General features: G+C 24.4%; 14 protein-coding genes and 1 pseudogene. 8 read left to right on the top strand and 7 right to left on the bottom strand.

Features of this window, described 5'->3' with window-relative positions; translation table 11 throughout:
* Positions 1-7: 7 nt before the first annotated feature.
* Both carB and brnQ read left to right on the top strand, forming a co-directional pair.
* On the top strand, positions 8-3,232 hold the full coding sequence (gene carB / locus AUT07_RS01295) for a carbamoyl-phosphate synthase large subunit (protein ID WP_066283139.1): 3,225 nt from the start codon (positions 8-10) through the stop codon (positions 3,230-3,232).
* A 435-nt stretch (positions 3,233-3,667) separates the two neighbouring features.
* On the top strand, positions 3,668-4,975 hold the full coding sequence (gene brnQ, locus AUT07_RS01290; RefSeq protein ID WP_066283136.1) for a branched-chain amino acid transport system II carrier protein: 1,308 nt from the start codon (positions 3,668-3,670) through the stop codon (positions 4,973-4,975).
* A gap of 4,919 nt (positions 4,976-9,894) precedes the next feature.
* Here the strand turns inward: brnQ and ihfA are convergent.
* The 7 genes and pseudogenes from ihfA to thrS form a co-directional block, all read right to left on the bottom strand.
* Positions 9,895-10,194 carry an integration host factor subunit alpha gene (gene ihfA / locus AUT07_RS01285; protein ID WP_066283133.1) on the bottom strand — a complete coding sequence of 100 codons (300 nt, stop codon included), beginning with the start codon at positions 10,192-10,194 and terminating at the stop codon, positions 9,895-9,897.
* A 4-nt stretch (positions 10,195-10,198) separates the two neighbouring features.
* Positions 10,199-12,586 carry a phenylalanine--tRNA ligase subunit beta gene (pheT, locus tag AUT07_RS01280; protein WP_066283131.1) on the bottom strand — a complete coding sequence of 796 codons (2,388 nt, stop codon included), beginning with the start codon at positions 12,584-12,586 and terminating at the stop codon, positions 10,199-10,201.
* A 13-nt stretch (positions 12,587-12,599) separates the two neighbouring features.
* Entirely contained in the window at positions 12,600-13,583 is a 984-nt protein-coding gene (gene pheS, locus AUT07_RS01275; protein ID WP_066283128.1) for a phenylalanine--tRNA ligase subunit alpha, read from the bottom strand.
* Positions 13,584-13,790: 207 nt separating this feature from the next.
* The gene (rplT, locus tag AUT07_RS01270; protein ID WP_066283125.1) at positions 13,791-14,135 is read right to left on the bottom strand and encodes a 50S ribosomal protein L20; all 345 of its coding nucleotides are present in this window, start codon (positions 14,133-14,135) and stop codon (positions 13,791-13,793) included.
* A 51-nt stretch (positions 14,136-14,186) separates the two neighbouring features.
* On the bottom strand, positions 14,187-14,384 hold the full coding sequence (rpmI, locus tag AUT07_RS01265; RefSeq protein ID WP_066283122.1) for a 50S ribosomal protein L35: 198 nt from the start codon (positions 14,382-14,384) through the stop codon (positions 14,187-14,189).
* 71 nt (positions 14,385-14,455) lie between these two features.
* Positions 14,456-15,008 (bottom strand): annotated as a pseudogene (infC, locus tag AUT07_RS01260) (translation initiation factor IF-3).
* A gap of 4 nt (positions 15,009-15,012) precedes the next feature.
* On the bottom strand, positions 15,013-16,935 hold the full coding sequence (gene thrS, locus AUT07_RS01255) for a threonine--tRNA ligase (protein WP_066283119.1): 1,923 nt from the start codon (positions 16,933-16,935) through the stop codon (positions 15,013-15,015).
* Between the two features lie 914 nt (positions 16,936-17,849).
* Between thrS and AUT07_RS01250 the strand changes: the two genes are divergently transcribed.
* The 6 genes from AUT07_RS01250 to AUT07_RS01225 all read left to right on the top strand — a co-directional run bounded on the left by AUT07_RS01250 (position 17,850) and on the right by AUT07_RS01225 (position 23,124).
* Positions 17,850-18,773 carry a metal ABC transporter substrate-binding protein gene (locus AUT07_RS01250; protein ID WP_083495543.1) on the top strand — a complete coding sequence of 308 codons (924 nt, stop codon included), beginning with the start codon at positions 17,850-17,852 and terminating at the stop codon, positions 18,771-18,773.
* A gap of 1 nt (position 18,774) precedes the next feature.
* Positions 18,775-19,530: an ATP-binding cassette domain-containing protein gene (locus AUT07_RS01245; RefSeq protein ID WP_083495542.1), complete on the top strand. Its 756-nt coding sequence runs from the start codon at positions 18,775-18,777 to the stop codon at positions 19,528-19,530.
* 80 nt (positions 19,531-19,610) lie between these two features.
* Positions 19,611-20,489 carry a metal ABC transporter permease gene (locus AUT07_RS01240; RefSeq protein ID WP_066283116.1) on the top strand — a complete coding sequence of 293 codons (879 nt, stop codon included), beginning with the start codon at positions 19,611-19,613 and terminating at the stop codon, positions 20,487-20,489.
* 22 nt (positions 20,490-20,511) lie between these two features.
* Entirely contained in the window at positions 20,512-21,351 is an 840-nt protein-coding gene (locus AUT07_RS01235) for a metal ABC transporter permease (RefSeq protein WP_066283113.1), read from the top strand.
* 416 nt (positions 21,352-21,767) lie between these two features.
* Entirely contained in the window at positions 21,768-22,433 is a 666-nt protein-coding gene (gene hxpB, locus AUT07_RS01230; protein WP_066283111.1) for a hexitol phosphatase HxpB, read from the top strand.
* Positions 22,434-22,554: 121 nt separating this feature from the next.
* Positions 22,555-23,124 (top strand): metal-dependent hydrolase, encoded by a 570-nt coding sequence (locus AUT07_RS01225; RefSeq protein WP_066283110.1) that lies wholly within the window; start codon positions 22,555-22,557, stop codon positions 23,122-23,124.
* Positions 23,125-23,675 lie beyond the last annotated feature (551 nt).

The following is a 23,675-nucleotide window of genomic DNA, read 5'->3' as shown; positions in this document are numbered from 1 at the left end:
ATCAGAAATGGTAAAACGTACAGATATTAAAAATATTTTAATCTTAGGTGCTGGTCCAATTGTTATTGGACAAGCTTGTGAATTTGATTATGCAGGTGTACAAGCATGTAAAGCCTTACGCGAAATTGGTTATAGAGTTATTTTAGTTAATTCTAATCCAGCAACAATCATGACTGATCCTAATTTAGCTAATGCTACATATATTGAGCCAATTAATTGGAAAGTGGTACGTAAAATTATTGAAAAAGAGCGCCCTGACACTATCTTACCTACTATGGGTGGTCAAACAGCTTTAAATTGTGCTTTGGAGTTAGATCGTCATGGTGTATTAAAAGAATTTTCAGTCAAAATGATTGGAGCTATAATTGATTCAATTGATAAAGCAGAAAATCGTCATAGATTTGATAAAGCAATGCAAAAAATAGGATTAGAAACAGCACGTTCAGGAATTGCACATTCATTTAAAGAAGCATTAGAAGTAGTAAAAAAAGTAGGGTTCCCATGTATTATTCGTCCTTCATTTACTATGGGTGGTTCTGGAAGCGGTATTGCATATGATTATATAGAGTTTAAACATATATGTCTGAATGCTTTGGATCTTTCACCAATACATGAATTATTAATAGATGAATCTCTTATTGGTTGGAAAGAGTATGAAATGGAAGTGCTTCGCGATAAAAATGATAATTGTATCATTATCTGTTCTATTGAAAATATTGATTCTATGGGAATACATACTGGAGATTCTATAGCTGTTGCACCAGCTCAGACATTAACAGATAAGGAATATCAAATTATGCGTAATGCATCTATAGCTGTATTGAGAGAAATTGGTATAGAAACAGGTGGTTCAAATGTTCAATTCGCAGTAAATCCTAATACTGGTCGTTTAATTGTTGTAGAAATGAATCCTAGAGTATCTCGTTCTTCAGCATTAGCTTCAAAAGCAACTGGGTTTCCTATTGCTAAAATTGCTGCTAAATTGGCAGTTGGGTATACTCTTGATGAATTAATGAATGATATTGCTGGTAGCAAAATACCAGCTGCTATTGAGCCTGTAATCGATTATGTTGTAACTAAAATTCCATATTTTAATTTTGAAAAATTTCCAGGTAGTAATGATCGTTTGACTACTCAAATGAAATCCGTTGGAGAAGTAATGGCTATTGGAAGAACTTTTCAAGAATCTATACACAAAGCATTACGAGGATTAGAGATTGATGCTACTGGATTTGATTCTAAAATTAATTTAAATGAGTTAGATTCATTAAAAAAAATTTATAGAGAATTAAAGGAAGCTGGTGCAGATCGTATTTGGTATATAGCTGATGCTTTTCGTGCAGGGATGTCTGTAGATAAGATATTTTATTTAACTAATATTGATCGCTGGTTTTTGATACAAATTAAAGAATTGATCATGTTAGAAAATAAGGTTATTGAATTAGGTATTGATGGCCTATCGTTTGACTTTTTACGCATCTTGAAAAGAAAAGGTTTTTCTGATATTCGTTTAGCTAAATTACTTAATATTTCTGAGTCTAAAATTCGTGAATTACGTTATAAATACAAATTACATCCTGTTTTTAAGAGAGTTGATACTTGTGCTGCAGAATTTGCGATAAATACCACTTATTTGTACTCTACTTATGAAGATGAATGTGAAGCTAATCCAGACAGTAATAAATTAAAGGTTATAATTTTAGGTGGAGGACCAAATCGTATTGGCCAGGGTATCGAATTTGATTATTGTTGTGTTCATGCTGCGTTAGCTTTAAGTGAAGATGGTTATCAAACAATAATGGTAAACTGTAATCCTGAAACAGTATCTACTGATACTGATATTTCTGATCGCCTTTATTTTGAACCAGTAACTTTAGAAGATGTGTTGGAAATAGTTAGAGTGGAACAACCGATAGGTGTAATTGTTCAGTTTGGTGGCCAAACACCATTAAAATTAGCTTCCCTTTTGGAAAGGGAGGGTGTTCCTATTATCGGCACTAGTCCAGATGCTATTGATAGGGCTGAAGATAGAAACCGTTTTCAACAAGTAGTTGTTAATTTAGCTTTAAAACAACCAAAAAATGCTACTGTTAATACGATTGATGAAGCTATAGAAAAAGCAAATAGTATTGGATATCCATTAGTTGTACGTCCATCTTATGTTTTAGGTGGCAGAGCTATGAGTATTGTATACAATAAAATTGAATTGTATAAATACTTTAATATAGCAATTAGCGTTTCTAATAATACCCCAGTCCTACTTGATCATTTTTTGGATAATGCTATTGAAGTTGATGTTGATGCCATATGTGATGGTAAAACTGTTTTTATTGGTGGTATTATGGAACATATTGAACTTGCTGGTGTTCACTCAGGTGATTCTGCATGCTCATTGCCATCTTATACATTAACTGATAATATACAAAATATTATTCGCGATCAAGTAAAAAAATTAGCCATTGAATTACGAGTTAAAGGATTATTAAATGTTCAATTTGCTGTTAAAGATAATGATATTTATTTAATAGAAGTTAATCCTAGAGCTACACGTACAGTACCTTTTGTATCAAAGGCAATAGGAATACCTTTAGCTAAGGTAGCAGCTCGTGTTATGATAGGTCAATCTTTAACTAAACAAAAAATGACGAAAGAAATTATTCCACCTTATTATTCAGTAAAAGAAGTAGTACTACCTTTTAATAAATTTTCTGGAGTTGATCCTATTTTAGGACCAGAAATGCGTTCTACTGGTGAAGTTATGGGTATTGGACGTACATTTGCTGAAGCATTTGCTAAAGCTATATTAAGCTGCTCTTTTATAATTAAAAAATCCGGTCGAGTTTTGCTTTCAGTAAAAAAAAATGATAAATTAAAAGTTGTTGATTTAGCAATTAAATTACTTGAATATGGTTTTAAACTAGATGCCACTTATGATACAGCTATTATGTTAGGTGAAGGAGGAATTAATACTTGTTTAGTAAATAAAATAAATGACAATTATCTTACTATTCACGATAAAATAAAAAATGGAGAATATACTTATATTTTAAATACAATAGATGGTAGTAATGAAATAGAAATTTCAAAGATGATACGTCTTAATGCTTTAAGGTATAAAGTATATTATAATACTACTATTAATGGTAGTATTGCAACTGTGATTTCACTTAATGCTGATCCTACAGAAAAAGTAATTTCTATTCAAGAAATGTATAAAATGATTAATTATTAATTATACATTAATTGTATAATGTAAAATAAAATATAAAATTAAATATTTTATTTGAACATTGATTTTATGATATAACAATATAAGTAAAATTATATATTTGACTTTAATATTTAAAATAATTTAATTTTAATATGGTATTTGAGATATTTAAGTTTATAAAATCATTAATTTTGTAAAATAATCATTATATTATATACTACAATCATTATATTAATTTATAAAATTTACATATTATCAAGGAATATCTTACTAAAAATATTACTTTTAAAAAGTAGCTTTTAATTTTAAAGAATTATAATCTTACTTATAATACTAATGAGATAATACTAATGAGATAATTTATTATTTTTTGATGAATTTATATTTTATAATATTAATAATATTGATTAATATTTTTACTTAAAATTAGTCTTTAACAAGACATTAATGATAATTATGAGATATAATTTAACATATAAAGATATTTTTGCATTAGGATTTATGACTTTTGCGCTATTTGTAGGAGCTGGAAATATTATTTTTCCTCCTATTATTGGATTACAATCAGGCGAAAAAGTATGGATAGCTGCAACTGGATTTTTAATAACAGGTGTTGTATTGCCTATTACTGCGGTGATTGCTTTAGCAAAAGTAGGTGGTGGAATTGATCAACTTAGTATTCCTATTGGGAAAATACCAGGATTATTATTATCTTTTACTGCTTATATAGCAATAGGCCCATTATTTGCGGTACCTCGTACTGCAACTGTATCTTATGAAGTTGGACTTGCACCATTGTTAAGTATTTCTTCTTCCGGCTCATTATTTATTTATAATTTTATTTATTTTTTTATAGTAATAGTTGTTTCATTTTATCCTGGAAAATTATTAAATAGTATAGGATATATTTTAGCTCCAATAAAAATAATTGCTTTAGCAGTTTTAAGTTTTACTGCATTAATTTGTCCAGCTGGTAAATCAATTGCACCAATAGCATCATATGCCGATATGGCTTTTTTTAATGGTTTTATAAATGGTTATATGACTATGGATACATTAGGTGCAATGGTTTTTGGTATTATTATTGTTAATGCGGCACGCTCTCGTTGTATGGAAAATTCTGCCATGTTAATTCGTTATATAACATGGGCTGTACTAATAGCTGGTGTATTAATAACTTTAATTTATATTGCATTATTTAAATTAGGTAATAGTAGCGGCACTTTATTGCCTAATGCTAGTAACGGTACAGATATTTTACATGCTTATGTACAATATATTTTTGGTGATTACGGTAGTTTTTTCTTAGGTATATTAATTTTTATTTCTTGTATAGTAACTGCAATAGGACTTATTTGTGCTTGTGCTAAATTTTTTATTAATTATATACCTATTTCTTACCGTCTATTAGTGTTAATATTTAGCATATTTTCTATGATAATATCAAATTTAGGATTAAGTAATTTAATTAAATTCTCTATACCAGTTTTAATGACTATTTATCCTCCATGTATTATATTAATTATAATGAGTTTTACTTTAAAATGGTGGAACAATTCATTCATAGTAGTAACACTACCTATGTTGACTAGTTTACTATTTGGTTTTTTAGATGCTATAAAGTATTCTAATTTTTTGCAACCTTTTGTTTTTGATATTTTAAAGAAATTACCATTATATGAATATAATGTATCTTGGTTAATTCCTACATTAATTGTTTTATTTTTTTTATTATTATTTGATTACTTTAATTATAAATTATAATAATTTATAATTAAATACGTAAAAATTATAAATTGTTAGTGGATAATATAACATTGATTTATTATTAGGTAGGTTATGATCTTTATAAATTACAATCATAATTGTAAAAGTTATTTATATTGATAAAATGTAAATATTATTTAATTATTAATTAAACTTTTAGTTTTTATAATAAAAATTATATTATATATATAATATATATGTTAATAAATCTTAATTTAATTTATATTTTTACTTGTAATCATTTTTATACAAAATACATGTTTTGCTAATTTTTAAATAAAAATAACTAAACAAAAATTTTAACTACGGTATTACATTAATTAATATAGTAGAAATATAAAATCAAAAAAAAGTGATTTATATTAAGCATCTCATGATAAAAAGTAAAATATGTTCTACTTAAAAAATTAATAATATAGTTCATATCATTGATAACTAATATCTTAATAATTTTTATTGCATGCTGCTGAGCTAATAATTACTATACCGCTAAATTTTATTATTTAATGAATCTTTGTTGATAAAGAAACCAGATATCATTATTATAATAGTATAATAGTTAATCTATAATTATCCTTAGTCATAAAAGCAAATACTAAAAATACCACAGGTAAAATCCTAATCTAGGATATTGATATTAATTTTGTGGAAATTTTAATTAGTTTTAATAACTAAAAATGTAATGATATACAATCATCAAGCCATATTATTAACATCAGATCTAACACATTATGATTACCAATAGGAAATATTAAGGCTGTTGGAATAAAAATAAAAATAGAATATACGAAATATATTTTACTGAATAATATTTATAGTAGTAGCTAGCTAGTAAATTAAATAATCGTTTTTCATAGTAGAAAATATATAACTAAATACAATAGAAAAATTAGCATAATCGAATATTATTTGACTAATATTATTTATTTAATCCATATTACAATTTTTTAAAAATTACGAATATTAAAGTAAATAAAGCATTGTTTAATTATTTCTTTACAATATTTTTCTTGTTAATGTTTGCATATAACCAGTTTTATCTAGTTTCCTGGAGTGATTTAAAATTTAAAAGTATTAAATATATAAAAGTAAATAATATTGTATAATAAAATAATAATATTAATATTTTATTTAATATAAACACCAAATTCTATATCGATATTCTAACAACCAATCTTCACGATCTGGAGAATAGGATTATATAAATTTTTTAGTTAAGTAAAATATGATTTATTATAAATTTATATAAAAGGCGAAATATAATTTTTTAATTATTTTTAATAAATATTCAAATTCTATTAACTTAGATATCATTTTAATTTCAGTAAAAATAGTATAAATAGGCATTTTTTACTTTTATCGGCATTATATTAATAATAAAGTTACTAGATTTTTTATCTATAGCTTACAGTATTAATAATTTAATCATAAATTAATAACATCATTAGCATTGTATAATACATATTATATTTTTAGATAAAAAAGAACAAAAATTATATTAACAATCAACTAAATGCAAAATATTCTTTTGCTTTTAGTACATACATTTTTCATTATCTTGTTCTAAGCTGGAACTGATGAATATTTAACGGAAACTTCAATGTCGTTTTCAAGCTTATTTACTCCTAATTTTATTGATTTAATCAATTTTAATTATTTATCTATTATTTTATCAAGATTGATAATCCAATATATGTATCCAAAATTATTGACTTTCATTAATTTGTTTGTTTTATATAATTTTTTAAATCATTAGCTATTTTTCTATTTAAAATGTAATAAGCTAATATAATACTTTGACTATATATTGATATGGCATTCTATTTTAATATTGTAATATAAATACTTAAGATTAAAAAGACACAATTATAAATGAGGTTTCATGTTATCTAGTCATATAGTAATGAAACCAGTTTTTAAATTTTATATTTTTTTGCATTTTTAAAATATAAAGTTTTATCAATAGTTCTCTTCATATTTAATAATTGATTTTTATTTCAGTAAGCAATCAGCACTTTTAATATTCGGTTTACTATATTTGATATCTTGATAATTACTTCTATAATGATAATTGTATTCAGTTATTTTAAATCTAACAAATGGAGAAACCATTTCATATAAAGTATGTTTTTCAAAAATATTAATTTTAATATATCAGCTAATTTTGTAATACTAGCTTTATTATTTTATATTGCCGATATTAATATTTTTATTTATTACATTATTCATTGTTATTCTTAATTATAGCAAATATAGCTTTTATGCTATCCTTAATATTAATATTAGCAAAATTTTATTTGATTATTTACATCGATTAATTTTATAAAAGATCATTTGATTAAATTTAAGGTTAGTCGGTTAATATTACTTAATCAATCGTATACTATAAATACGTTTAAAATCTAAAAAATTAAATTGTTTAAGTAAAGTAAATTTTAACTAAAATTAAGTGCCATTTTCCTAAATACAATCTAATAATTTTTAGAACTAAAATAAGTTTAATATTTGTTATTAATTTAATTAATAATAACATTATAAGAATTTTATTAAATTCTTTATTATGAAATATTTCATATATTTCAGATATAGATAGAAAGATGATACGTTTGTTATATTTGAATAATATATTATTTTTTTTAAACTTCCTTGAAAATTTAATTTAAATACTTTTAATAGTTTATATTTATATTTAAGTAGTGTAAAATTAGCAATTAATGTTAGCATAACATTACATTTATATAATATTTAATCTAATATTTAATCCAATCATTATATGAATAATGATTCGCCATGAATAAAATAGAAAATTTACTGATTACTTAAGCTGGAATTTGTTAATAAAACATAAAAAGAATTAATATATAATTTATATATGTTAAAATATCTTTTAGATAATAAAAATCTAATTAAATAATTTCCAATAGAAATATTTACTTCTTAATATTAAAATATTAATTTAGTTTTTAAAATATATTCTAGTTTGGATACTGATCCATTTATTTATTAAAATTCCTAATTCATTTGCTAAATATTTTTTAATATCTTAGCAGAAAAATAAATATTTTATTCTTAATTTAGGAATAACGTGATATTTAATGTTCTTATTTATGCTATTTATTATTTATAGCATATTTAGATCGATCTATTAAATAATTCTTAGTAAATATTAAAATAAAGTAATGTTGTTTTATAAAGATTATCTATCTTATGCAATTGCTGAATAATTACCTACTTTTGTTAAAGTGCATTATTTAAAAGTTTACTTGTAACTTGACAATTGTTTATGTAATCACAATGTGATGTATGTTAAATTAACAGATAATTTTCTTGAGCAAAAGTATCGCTAGTATATTAATTTAGATATTATTTTATATAAAAATTACACCAATTTTTATTTCATTATCTAGAATAGTTAAATTAATTGATGCTTGTGTTACTTATGTTTAGATAGTAAAAACTATATAAGTTCAAAAATCTTTTAATTACTAATTTTAATAAATCTTGACTTAATATTTTACTATAGTAAAAAGAAGAATAAAAATATATTATATTTTCTTAATACATTTAATTTATAGTAAATTATTAATATTTTAATTTGTCAAAACAAGAGTTTCTATATGAATTCCAAATTATACTATCTAAGAAATTAAATAATCTTTTTAAGATTATTTATATAAGTAAAATAGCTTAAATTTTAATTTTCGCCTTTTTTGATATTTGTAATCCCATATGTCCAATGTAATGATAGACAAAAATAATAGCTTTCATTACTTTTTTGATTCTTATTTTTATTATAATTAATTTTAATGATTTTTATAAAATAACTATGTTGAATCTAGTATAAAACTATATATTCGCTTCTATAGCGCTTTTAAAATAAACTAAGAACTAAAAAATATACATTATAAAAAGTTATGAAAACACCACCTATAGCTGATGTAGCACTAAAATAATGCTTAAATAATTAATATAAGACTAATAAAATCTATTAATTTATGGACAAATGTTACTATTAACACTTAATAAACTGAATCGAATAAATGTTAGACAAGTAATTAAATTAAATATTAAATGAATTAATTTTATAAAATTACATTTTGATTTTTTAATTAACTTCTAGTATAAGAAATATTAATTTTTATCGCTTTTATGGCAATTATAATTACTAGAATAGGAGTAAATAATGGCACCATGTTAATGGAAAAACTATATTATATTAATAATATTGCTACTATAAGAAATCTTAACATACAACTATAATATTTCGTATTGTATGTCCTGTAGCTTTAATTATCATTATTTTGATAAAAATATATAGCTATTTTACATAATAAAAAAATCTTGTCTATTTATTTTTTAATACCTATTATTTCATATTCTTTTTGCATAATTTGTATTAAATTTAATATATATTTCTAATATGCAGTATTTACTACCTTAGGTTTAAGAAAAGATTATTAATAGTAATTATGATTAATATATTAATAATTTATATAAATACTAGTAATAAAATTTAATATAAAATAGTCCAATTCTATTTTTTTAATAAAGAATAAAAAATGATAGAGATGTTTATGTTTTTAACATATTTTTATTTATGCAACTCATAAAGTGTTTAATACTATAATACTCAAAAATATAATCTAGCATTATTTAAAATTTTTTAATGCAATATGAAATCATTTTAGTAAAAATTATATTTTATGTAATTAATTTATACTATAAATAAATATTTAAAAATAACATCTAATATTTAGTATTTGAAATTTTAGTATATAAGTTATATTTAAGGTATATGTAAAATCTTAGTAAATATTTTATTTATAAATTTTTTATAAATATTCTTAGATATTTGAAAATATTTAATTTTTTAATTATAACTAAAAGCCGCATTTTAGCGGCCTTTTTGATAATTTTTATGTTTCCTGAAAATTTATATTTTTAATCCTACCTTTTAATTTTTGTCCTGGACGAAAAGTAACTACCCTTCTTGCAGCAATTGGAATATCTTCTCCAGTTTTAGGATTTCTACCCGGACGTTGATTTTTATCATGCAGTTCAAAATTACCGAATCCTGATAATTTTATCTGCTCTCCATTTTCTAATGAAAGCCGAATTTCCTCGAAAAAAAGTTCAACTAGTTTTCTAGCATCACATTTGCTTATACCTAGGTTTTTGCTTAAATTTTCTGATATTACAGCTTTTGTAAGCGCCATATATTTATTTCCTCAAAGAGGCTTGAAATCGCCGTTTTAATGCATCAACATATTTATCAATAGTTGCGTTAATTTCTTTTTCTTCTAAAGTGCGTTCTGTGTCCTGTAATATAAAACTAATAGCGAGACTTTTATAACCTTTTGCTATACTATTGCCACAATAAACGTCAAATAAGTTTATGCTAACTATATGATTTACAATAATTTTTTTGCATTCTTCTAATACGTCTGCTGCCGGAATCCATTCTGGTATTATAATAGCAATATCTCGGCGATTAGCTGGGAAACGTGAAATTATATTTGCTTTAGGAATAATACGGTCTTGAATTTTATTCCACAGTAATTCAAAAACTAGTATTCTATTATATAAATTTAATTTATTATTTATTTTAGGATGAATGACACCTACGTATCCGATATAACTATTTTTAAGATAAATTTTAGCACTTTGTCCTGGATGTAATATAGAATTAGAATAAGATTTGTAAAAAATATTATTTAATTTGCCAGTTAATTTTAATATTGATTCAACATCACCTTTTATATCAAAAAAATCAACTTCTCTCTTTTCTTGCGCCCAGTGCTCTATATATCGTTTTCCTGTAATCAAACCTGCTAAAATTAATTCTTGCCTAATGCCATATTCTGCTAATACATCAGGTATAAATCGTAATCCAGTTTCAAATATTCGAATACGATTTTGTTGATGATTTTGATTATAAATTACTGTATTTAATAATCCTGGTAAAAGAGAAAGTCTCATAACTGACATATCAGATGATATTGGATTAGGTAAAATTAACATGTCAGAATTTGGATATAATAATAATTGCATTTTAGGATTTACAAAACTATAGGTAATTACTTCATTATAACCACGATCAATTAGTAATGTTTTTACACGTTTTAATGATAAATTTGATTCATGATCATAAGGTCTAATTAAATCTACATTTAACGGTACATGTGGTATATTATTATACCCATATATCCTAGTTACTTCTTCAATTAGATCTTCTTCAATTTTTATATCAAATCTCCAAGATGGGGTAATTACTTTCCAATTTTCTTTTTCATTAATTACATGAAATCCTAATCGTTGAAGAATTTGAGTAACGTTAGTATCTGGAATCTTATGGCCAATTAAAAGATCAAGTTTTTTTCTAGTTAAAGTTAAAGTTATTACTTTAGGCAAATGATTTATATGACTAATATCAACAATATTACCAACTATACCACCACAAATTTCAAAAATTAATTTACTTGCTCTCTCCATAGCTATATATTGCATTTGAGGATCAACTCCACGTTCAAAACGGTGTGAGGATTCAGTATGAAAACCATAATAACGTGCCCAGAAAGAAATTGTTAGTGGATTAAAAAAAGCGCTATCTAATAATATATTAGTAGTCTTTTGATTTATTTTTGCATGTTTACCTACAAAAATACCTGCAATTCCTAAAACATTTTTTTCATCAGCAATAATTAACGTATTTTGTTTTAAATTTAATTTTTTACCATCAAGTAAAATTAATATTTCATTTTTTTTAGCCATTCTAACAATAATAGTTTTATTTAAATGATCAAGATCATAAACATGTAATGGTTGACCTAATTCTAATAATACAAAATTGATAATATCAACTACAGGATCAATGGGATTAAATCCACTACGACGTAATTTTTCTTTCATCCAAATAGGAGTTTGTACTGTCATATCAATACCATTTATTACTCTTCCTAAAAAACGAGGGCATTCTATAAATGCTTCTATACGAATCGGAAAAACAATATTATCATTACTTTTAACTGGTTTAATTTTTAGTGTATTCATTTTAATATTATTTATGGCTGCAATCTCTCTAGAGATACCTAAAATACTTAAACAATCAGCGCGATTTGGTGTTAAATTAACTTCAAAAATATTATCATTTAATTTTAAGTAATTACGAATATCTGTCCCGATAGGTGCAGTATGTGGTAGTTCAATAATACCATGATTATTATCATAAATACCGAGATCAGCATATGAACATAGTATACCTTCAGAATATTCACCAAGTACTTTCATTACTTTTATTTTGAAATTATTTGATAAAACTGCTCCTAATATTGCTACTGCTACTTTTAATCCTTTACGACACTTTATATCTCCACATATAATATTGAGTAATTTTTTGGTACCAATATTAATTTTTGTTATAAATAATTTTTTATTATTAGGATGTTGAACACATTTAATAATTTCACCTATTAACACATCTTGAAATTGACCAGAAACAGGTTTAATATTATCAATTTCAAGGCCTGCCATAGTCATTTGTTTTGATAAATCTACACTACTTATTGTTGGGTTTACCCATTCTCGTAGCCAAAATTCACTTAATTTCATTTAATAATCCTATCTATCTAAATTGTTTTAGAAAACGAAGATCATTTTGAAAAAATGCACGTAAATCTGTTACTTCATAACGTAACATGGTTAAACGTTCCATCCCTATACCAAATGCAAAACCAGAATATAAATTAGGATTAATACCTACATTATTTAAGACATTTGGATGGATCATGCCACAACCTAATATTTCTAACCATTTATCATTTTTATGCATTACGTCTATTTCAGCTGAAAGTTTAGTGAATGGAAAATATGATGGACGAAAACGAATACATATTTTAGTTTCAAAAAAATAATTTAAAAAGTCGTATAATATACTTTTTAAATTAGTAAATTTGACATGTTGATCAACAATTAGGCCTTCAGTTTGATGAAACATTGGTGTATGTGTTTTATCGAAATCGTTTCTATAGACCCTACCAGGTGCAATAATACGAATTGGGGGTTGTTTTCCTTTCATACTTCTAATTTGAACACTAGAGGTTTGTGTACGTAATAAACGATTAGTATCAAACCAGAAAGTATCATGGATATTTCTAGATGGATGATAATCTGGAATATTTAAAGCATCAAAATTATGATAATTATCTTCTATTTCAGGACCGTAAACAATAGAAAAACCCAGTGCTCTAAAGAATTTCTCTATTCTATCAATTGTACGTGTTATTGGATGAAGATTACCTACTTCAGTTTGTCTACCTGGTAATGAAATATCTATTGTTTCTTTTTGCAATTTATCAGATAAAATTATATTTTTTAATTGTTCTTGACGTATATTTAATAAATTTTGAATATTTTTTTTGGCCTGATTAATTGCTTTTCCCATTATAGGGCGTTTTTCTACTGTAAAATTATGTAATTTTAACATATATATTTTGATATGACCTTTTTTGCCTAAAAATTCAACTTTTATTGAATTTAATGTAGCAACATCTTGAGCTTTTGCGATGGCTGTTTTTGCTTGTGCAACCAATTTTACTAGATGTAGCATGAATATCCTCTTTTAAATCTAATAATTATTAATTATTTTTCTTATGCTTAATATAAAAGCCTCCAAAAGGAGGCTTTTATTAGTTTTTAGATTTTTAAATACGTAAAAGCCAATAAATATGGTGTTAAATTGATATAATAAATTTTTATTTTATAACAAATAATTAATTTTAAAACATAATTAATTAAAAAAAGATATTTTTTTATATTACTTTATTTTATCAACCAAGGATGCAAAAGTTGCTTTATCAAAAACAGCAATATCAGATAAAATTTTGCGATCTAATATAATTGAAAATTTCTTCAAACCACTAATAAAATTACTATATGATAAACCATGTTGACGAGCAGCAGCATTAATTCGTATAATCCATAACTGACGAAATTGACGTTTTCGTTGTCGTCGGTCACGATAAGCATATTGCCCAGCTTTAATAACTGCTTGAAAAGCAACACGGTAGGCGCGTGAACGTGCCCCATAAAAACCCCTTGCTTGTTTTAATATTTTTTTATGACGTGCATGTGCAACGACTCCTCGCTTTATGCGAGCCATATATCTCTCCTATGACTTAGAATACTATTTTAAAAAGTTAAATTTTTTTTGTTATTCGTATGGTAGGCAACTAGATACTGCACAAAAATCTCCTTTAGAAACTATAGTTTTTGGTCTTAAATGACGCTTACGCTTAGTTGATTTTTTAGTTAAAATATGTCTAAGATTAGCTTGCTTACGCTTAAAATGGCCATTACTAGTTTTTTTAAATCGTTTTGCTGCACTACGTACTGTTTTTATTTTTGGCATTTTAATATCCACTTCGTATGGTAAAAGTATAAATAATCAACTTTGATTTTTTTATTAAAATTAAATAAAAACTAATTATTTTGCTTAAATATTTTTTTAGGTGCAAGTACCATAACCATTTGACGACCTTCTATTTTATTTGGAAAAGATTCGACTATTGATATTTTTTCCAAATCAATTTTGATACGATTAAGCATATCAATACCTATTTGTTGATGTGCTAATTCACGTCCTCGAAATCTTAATGTAATTCTAGTTTTATCCCCATCTTTTAAAAATCTAATTAGATTACGTAGTTTAACTTGATAATCTCCTTCATCTGTACTAGGTCTAAATTTAATTTCTTTTACCTGAATAATTCTTTGTTTCTTTTTCTGTTCTTTAAGAAATTTATTTTTTTCATATATAAATTTACCATAATCCATTATTCGACAAACAGGTGGTTCAGCATTTGCACTAATTTCTACCAGATCAACACCAGCTTCTGCAGCTTTTTTTAGAGCTTCTTTAAGACTGATAATACCAATTTGATCACCATTTAAACCAGTTAAACGAACTTCAGAAGCACGAATTTCTGTATTAATACGATTCTGACGTATCATTTGATTTTTTTCCACCCTTAATTACATTATTCCTCAGATTGATAAATACTACGAGTACGAATTTCATTGAGTACTTTTTTTATAAATTCCATGATATTGAATGTTCCTAAATTTTTCCCTTTATTAGTTCTAACTGATACTTGATGTGATTCAACTTCTTTTTCTCCACAAATTAACATATAAGGAACACGTTTTAATGTATGCTCACGTATTTTAAATCCTATTTTTTCGTTTCTCAAGTCTGCTTTTACACGAATACCTAAATTAGCCAATTTTTTTACTATTTTTTTTACAAAATCAATTTGTGAATCTGTTATATTTATAATAACTATTTGTAAAGGGGCTAACCAAGTTGGGAAAAACCCTGCGTAATGTTCTATTAAAATTCCAATAAAACGTTCCATTGATCCTAAGATAGCACGATGAATCATTACTGGTACTTGTCGTTTGTTATTTTCATTGATATAAAAAGCATTTAAACGAATAGGTAATGAAAAGTCAAGTTGTACAGTACCACATTGCCAAGCTCGCTCCAAACAATCATACAAAGTAAATTCAATTTTTGGTCCATAAAATGCCCCTTCTCCTGGTTGGTAATCAAATTTAAGATTTTCCAGTGCTTTAGCAAGTCTATTTTCTGCAATATTCCATTGTATATCAGTACCTATACTATTTTTTGGCCTGGTCGATAATTTAATAGTGATTTTTTGAAAACCAAATATTGAATAAACATCATAAATCATTTTGATACAATTTTTTACTTCATCTAATATTTGATCTTCAGTACAAAAAATATGAGCATCATCTTGTGTAAAACTACGCACTCTCATTAAACCATGTAGTGCACCGGTTGGTTCATTACGGTGACAACTACCAAATTCTGCAATCCGTAATGGTAAATCACGATAAGACTTTATAGATCGATTAAATATTTGCACATGCCCAGGACAATTCATTGGCTTTATGCAAAAATCTCTATTTTCCGATGATATGGTAAATATATTTTCTTTGTAATTTTCCCAATGACCTGTTTTTTCCCAAATAATACGATCCATAAATAATGAACTTTTTACTTCTTGGTATTGATATTCATTTAGTTTATTTCGAATAAAAGTTTCCAATTCACGAAATATTATCCAGCCATAATTATGCCAAAATACCATACCTGGCGCTTCTTCTTGCATATGATAAAGATTAAGTTGTTTACCTATAATACGATGATCTCGTTTAATTGCTTCTTTTAAACGTAATAAATAGCTAGTTAATTGTTTTTTATTAGCCCAAGCTGTTCCATAAATTCTTTGTAACATTTTGTTATTACTATTACCTCGCCAATATGCACCGGAAACTTTTTGTAGTTTAAAATAATGACAAAAACGCATATTAGGTACATGAGGCCCACGACACATATCAATATATTCTTCATGATAATAAAGTCCAAGATGATCATCTTTGTTAATATTTTCATTTAAAATTTGAATTTTATAATCTTCTCCACGTAAAATAAAAGTATCTTTTGCTTCTTGCCAACTTACTAGTTTTTTAATAACATCGTAATTTTTTTTAGCAAGTTGATGCATTCTTTGTTCAATTTTATTTAAATCTTCTTTTGTTAAGTTATATGCAAGATCAATGTCATAATAGAAACCGTTTTCAATAATAGGCCCAATTACCATCTTAGTTGTTGGCCATAATTGTTTTATTGCATGACCAAGTAAATGTGCACATGAGTGACGAATAATTTTTAATCCATCTATATCTTTATTAGTAATAAAATCTAATTTAACATCATTGTTAATTATATCACTTATATCAATAAGTTGACCATTAATCTTACCTGCTATACAGTCATTTATAAGATTTGAATTAATATCCTTTATAATATCTTTTACTGAAACAGCATTTTGATATTTACGTAAACTTCCATCAGGAAAAGTGATAACTGGCATTAAAAATCCTTATTTTAATTACTAAATTTATAATCAAGTATATCATTAACATATGATATGCAAATTTTTTATAAATTATACTGTATCTATATTAAGTAATGTTTTTAATTTATTATTTTATAATGTTAATAAAAATATAGATATAATATTTATATTAGATTATAAAATTTTAAGTTTTTATTAATTAGATAAAAAATTAATTATATAATATTTGTAATTATAAAATTATATTAATAATTAAATTTTAGTAAATTTAAAATTTCGGTATAAACTATATTAGTAGAAGATAAATTTATCATAAAAATATTTTTATATGAGTATTATGTTTTATAGATTTTCAGTAATTAATTTTTAATGAATTAATTATAAATAATTAAATATATTACTATTATTACTATAATTATAGTATTAAGTAAGTAATGTTTTAGTCATATCATTTTAAGAATTTTTTTGATAAAATTAGATCGTTTTATTATAATAAAATATTTATATAAGATAAAATATTATGTTAATGTTTTTAAATTTTTAAAAAATGTTTACTTAAATTTTTTATTTATTTATCTATTATTATTGTTTGTTATTGCTTAATCCTAATTTAAACTTATTTTACTTAATTAAGTTTATTTGTTTTAGATTAAATTTTATATGATCACATTAAATAAGTTATAATGAAAGTTAATATTTATAACAATTTTATAATTTCATGGAATTTATTCCATAAATATGATTGTTGCTTATTTTCTTTATCTTAATCTTCTCTTTTAGAATTAAAGATTATTTAATTTAACTTTAAATTAAATAGCATATAATTTAATTATATTAATCATTTATAATAATGAATCAAATTACCTTGACATTTTTTTATATAATTGATAATGATTCTCATTAAATAAATTTTAGGTTAGGTAACATTTATGTATAAAAAAAATATTTTTTTATCTAAGTATCCAATAAATTTTTTTATTAATCTTTTCAAGATTGTTGTGTTTATTCTTCTTATTAATCCAATTACATATGCAAAAAAAATTACTGTTGTTACTACTTTTACTATTATTCAAGATATAGTAAAAAATATTGCTGGTAATGCTGCTAATGTCCAGTCTATTACTAAAGTTGGTGCAGAAATTCATGGATACCAACCAACCCCAAAAGATATATTAAAATTACATAATGCTGATTTAATTTTATGGAATGGATTAGGTCTTGAAATATGGTTTCATCGTTTTTTTGATGATTTTAAACATATTCCTATTATTATTGTCACTAAGGGTATAAAGCCTATACCAATTCAAGAAGGTGAATATAAAGGTAATCCTAATCCTCATGCTTGGATGTCTGCAAAAAATATATATATATATATAGAAAATATACGAGCAGCACTTGTAAAATATGACCCTAAAAATGCAAATGTTTATAATAAAAATGCTAAAATATATTATAATAAAATTAATAAAATAGATATACAATTGCGAAAAAGATTAGAACAAATACCATTACAAAAACGTTGGTTAGTAACTAGTGAAGGTGCCTTTAGTTATTTAGCTAAAGATTATGGTTTTCAAGAAGTTTATTTATGGCCAATTAATGTAGAAGAACAAGGTTCACCTAAACAAGTTAGTAAAGTAATTAATATTGTAAAAAAATACCATATTCCAGTAGTATTTAGTGAAAGCACTGTTTCTGATAAACCAGCAAAACAAGTTAGTAAAGAAACAGGGGCTAAATATGGTGGCGTGCTTTATGTTGATTCTTTATCTACATCTGAAGGACCAGTTCCTACTTATATAGAATTATTAAAAACTACAATTGATACTATTGCTAAAGGGTTTGGTACATAATATGAAAAAATATTTTTTTCAAACAACCCCTAATTTAGTTGTTGATAATATTACTGTTATATATAGTAATGGATATACCGCTATTTATAATTCTAGTTTTAATGTTATTGGTGGATCAATTTGTGGTCTTTTAGGAGTTAATGGTAGCGGTAAATCAACTTTATTTAAAACTATTATGGGTTTAGTTATACCAACAAAAGGTAATATAACATTAAATAATACTACTATTAAAATAGCACTTAAAGCAAATATTATTGCTTATGTACCTCAAACAGAAGCAATTGACTGGAATTTTCCAATCTTAGTCTCTGATGTAGTTATGATGGGTCGTTATGGTAAAATGGGCATTTTGCGTATTCCAAGCAAAAAAGATAAAGAAATTGTTAATAATGCACTAGAATGTGTTGATCTTCTAGGTTTAAAACACAGGCAAATAGGTGAACTTTCTGGTGGTCAAAAAAAAAGAGTTTTTTTTGCACGTGCACTAGCTCAAGAAGGAAAAGTTCTCCTACTTGATGAGCCATTTACGGGTGTAGATATAAAAACAGAAAGTACAATTATTGAATTATTACTATCATTGCGTAATCTTGGTTATTTAATTTTAATCTCTACTCATGATTTAAGTAGTGTACCTAAGTTTTGTGATCAAGTGATTTTGATTAATAGAACAATACTCGCTAGTGGACCTATTAAAACAACATTTACTAGTGAAAATATCCAATTAGCTTTTGGTAATTGTTGTATTGAGTCGTTTTGACATTAAAATTTATTTAAATGAAAGATCTATGTTATTTTGTATTTTAATTATAAATAAATATAGTTAATAGGAATAAAAGTATGTTGGATATATTAATGGAGCCATTTAAATATGATTATATGATTAAAGCAATTTTAGTTAGTTCTATTGTTGGAAGTATTTGTGCTTTTCTTTCTGTTTATTTAGTATTAAATGGATGGTCATTAATGGGTGATGCTATTTCTCATTCTGTTATTCCTGGTGTTGCTGGTGCATATGCACTCAATCTTCCTTATTCTATAGGTGCTTTTTTTGCAGGTATTTTAGCTGCATTATCTATGACATTAATTCGTCATATTTCAAAATTAAAAGAGGATGTAATAATTGGTTTTATTTTTTCTACATTTTTTGCGATTGGATTGTTATTAATCTCATTAAATCCTACTTCAATAAATATACAAAGTATGATATTTGGTAATATTTTAAGTATTGTAGATGAAGATCTATTACAAGTAGAAATTATTGTTACTATTTCTTTTTTTACACTTTTGTTTATATGGAAAGATTTATTACTTGTATTTTTTGATATAAATCATGCTATTTCAATTGGATTAAATCCTTTAAAATTAAAAACTATTTTTTTTACTTTGTTAAGTGCATGTACTGTTGCCGCTTTACAAGCAGTTGGAGCTATACTTGTTATTGCAATGGTCATAACACCAGGTGCTATAGCTTATTTGCTTACAGATAGATTTAGACATTTATTTATTATTGCAGTGCTGATAGGATTTTTTTCTAGTTTTTTTGGTACTTATTTTAGTTATTTTATCAATTGTTCTATTGGTGGTGTTATAGTTAGTTTTCAGACATTAATTTTTCTTTTTGTGTTTTTATTTGCACCTAAATATGGATTATATTTTTATCGAAAAAGAATTAATTCAAGATTATATATGAAAAAGGTTAGAGCAAGAGATATTTAATACTTATAATGAAAATAATTTTATGAAATTGTTAATAACACCTTTTATTTTTCCTTTTATGCAAAAAGCTATTATTACTTCCTTAGTTATTGGAGCAGTGTGTGCTATTTTATCATGTTTTTTGATACTTAAAAATTGGTCATTAATGGGTGATGCAATTTCTCATGCTGTATTACCAGGTATTATAATAGCTTTTATTATTGGCATTCCTTTAACAATTGGTGCTTTCTTATCAGGAATTTTTTGTGCTCTTGCGACAGGTTATTTACAAGAAAATAGTCGTATAAAAGAAGATACAATAATGGGTATTGTTTTTTCTGGTATGTTTGCTTTTGGTTTAGTTCTACTAACTTGTGTTAGTACAGATCAACATTTTACGCATATTTTATTTGGTAATATACTTGGTATAACCACATCAGAATTTCAACAAATACTTTGGATTTCAATTATTACTATAATAATAATTTTACTAAAATATAAAGATTTTTTGCTTTATTGCTTTGATCCTAATCAAGAAAAAGTAATTGGATTACCAGTTAAATTTTTACATTATGGATTACTTTCTTTATTATCTTTAACTATTGTTGCATCATTGCAAGTAGTAGGGATAGTTTTGGTGATTAATATGCTCATCTCTCCTGGTATTATTGCTTTTATATTATGTAAAGATTTTAATAGAATGTTAATAGTGGCAGTTATTTCTTCTATAATAGCATCTTTAATAGGTACTATTGTAAGTTTTTACATTGATGCTGCTACAGGACCATGCATTGTCTTAGCTCAAGCTATTTTTGTTATTTTTGCATTAGTTTATAGCTATATTAGTAAAAGAAAACATTATTTTTATTTAAAAAAATCTTGATTTATTTTTTGATAAAATTTATAAGAAATTAAGAAAATTTTAAAAGATAAGATTATGAATTATTTATAAATTTATACAAAAATAATTTTTAATAATTATTCCAATATAATTAAATGCATTAATTTATAAATTAATATTTAGAAATTTTATTTACTAATTTTGTTAAATTTAGTTAATTTTTTATTTCGTTTAATTAAACTAGATTGTATTGTTGAAATTCAGATTTTTTATGTAATAAATATATAATTGCTAATTTTTTAGTTCTTTCAAGAAGAAATTTTATTAATTAAAATTTACAAATAATTTATATTTTTGTTTTTATCAAAAGTAAAAAAATTATTATATATTAAAATTAAATGTTTCTTTATTGATTTACAATAAAGAAACATTTAATTAATCATAGGAGAGTTGTTTTAATGTTCCATAAATTATCTATAAAAGCTGCTATTTTTGACATGGATGGATTATTAATTAATTCAGAACCTCTTTGGAGTCAAGCAGAAAAAGAAGTTTTTAGCCAACTTGGTGTTGATACTCAAATAGCTAATCAACTGCCTGATACGTTAGGATTACGTATTAATCAAGTTGTACAATTATGGTATTTAGCTGCTCCATGGCCAGGAACTTCTTTAAAAGAAGTTGAAGAAAAAATTGTTAAACGTGTTATTGAACTTATAGAAGAACAACGTCCATTATTACCTGGTGTGCATTATGCACTTGAATTATGTAAAAATAACAATTTAAAAATAGGTTTGGCTTCAGCATCCCCAACGAAAATATTAGAAAAAGTACTTGCCATGTTTAATATTAGAGAATATTTTTCAGCTGTAATATCGGCATTTACATTACCATATAGCAAACCACATCCCGAAGTATATTTACAAGCAGCCAAAACATTAAATGTTGAGCCAATTAATTGTGTTGCATTTGAGGACTCTTTTCATGGAATGATTGCTGTTAAAGCCGCTAGAATGCGTAGCATAGTAATACCACCAAAAATTTTTTTTACTGATCCAAGGTGGACATTAGCAGATTTTAAGTTAAAAACTCTAATTGAATTAACATCTCAACATATCATTTAAATCAAATTCATTAAAATAATATTTCTATAAAAAATTATATTTTTATTATTAATATGTTTTAATTTAAAACATTATTTATAGAACATAAATTTTATAAAAAATATTTTGGATATCATATTTTATGACTGCAACTGGGCATTTACTATTTTCATTATCATGTTTAATACTTATTCGTAAATTAATAAATATCACAGAGTTTTTACATGGTGATTGGATTCATTTGTTGGTAGGTGTATTATTTGGATCTTTACTGCCGGACATAGATCATCCATCATCTCATATTGGTCGTTTATTTCGTTTTATTTCTGTGCCTATATGTCGTTTATGCGGTCATCGTGGTTTTACTCATAGTTTATGTGCATGGGTGGTTATAATTTTATTGTCCAATAAACTCAAAAATAATTACTTATTTTCTGATGCGCTAATTCAATCATTTTTATTAGGTTATTTTAGTCATTTAATTGCAGATATGTTAACTGCAAAGGGAATACCTTTTTTATGGCCATCTAAAATTAATTTTTGCTTTCCTATTTTAAAAAGCAGTAAAAAAGATTTTAATAAAAAGAGAGAATATACTATTTCTATTTTATTGGCTATTTGTGCTATATTAATTCCACATAATTGTCAATTACAATTAGATTTTTTTTTCAACGAATTAAAAAATTTTTTACATATATTTTATTTAATTTAATTAAATGACTAAAATTTATACTTTTTCTAAAGTAATTTTCTTAAGTGATTTGTAAGTTATTTATTTTTTATAATCTATAAGATTGTGTAATCTTATTTTATTTATATAAATATTTAATTTTTTATTTTTCTATGTTATTTTAATTCGTCGCAATTACTTGTACAAGTTTATCATTTTATTTTTTAATTTTTAAACGAGAAGCTGACAAGTTATTAGTTTGTTTTTTTGTGTTTTTTATTAAAATTACATTTTTTTGATATCAATATTGAATTGATTTAACTGTGTTTATTTGTAATTTTATGAACGATAAGATCGATTCTTTATCTAAATCCAAAACACCAGCCTGATTAAGAAAATTTATAAAAATATTATTTTTTTGTATAGTATCTTTAATATCAAGATTGTTTTTGAATTTATAAAATAGGTAATATATTTTATATATGATAATATTTGCTCAATAATGATTGCTATTTTATGGTATTTATGAGCCTTAGTTTTAAAGATAAAAAAATATTAATAAGTTATATTTTAATAATATAAAGATATTAATG

The organism is Candidatus Arsenophonus lipoptenae (assembly GCF_001534665.1).
GTDB classification, from domain to species: domain Bacteria; phylum Pseudomonadota; class Gammaproteobacteria; order Enterobacterales; family Enterobacteriaceae; genus Arsenophonus; species Arsenophonus lipoptenae.
The sequence above is the reverse complement of the archived record's forward strand: the minus strand, read 5'-3'. Positions and strand labels throughout refer to the sequence as shown.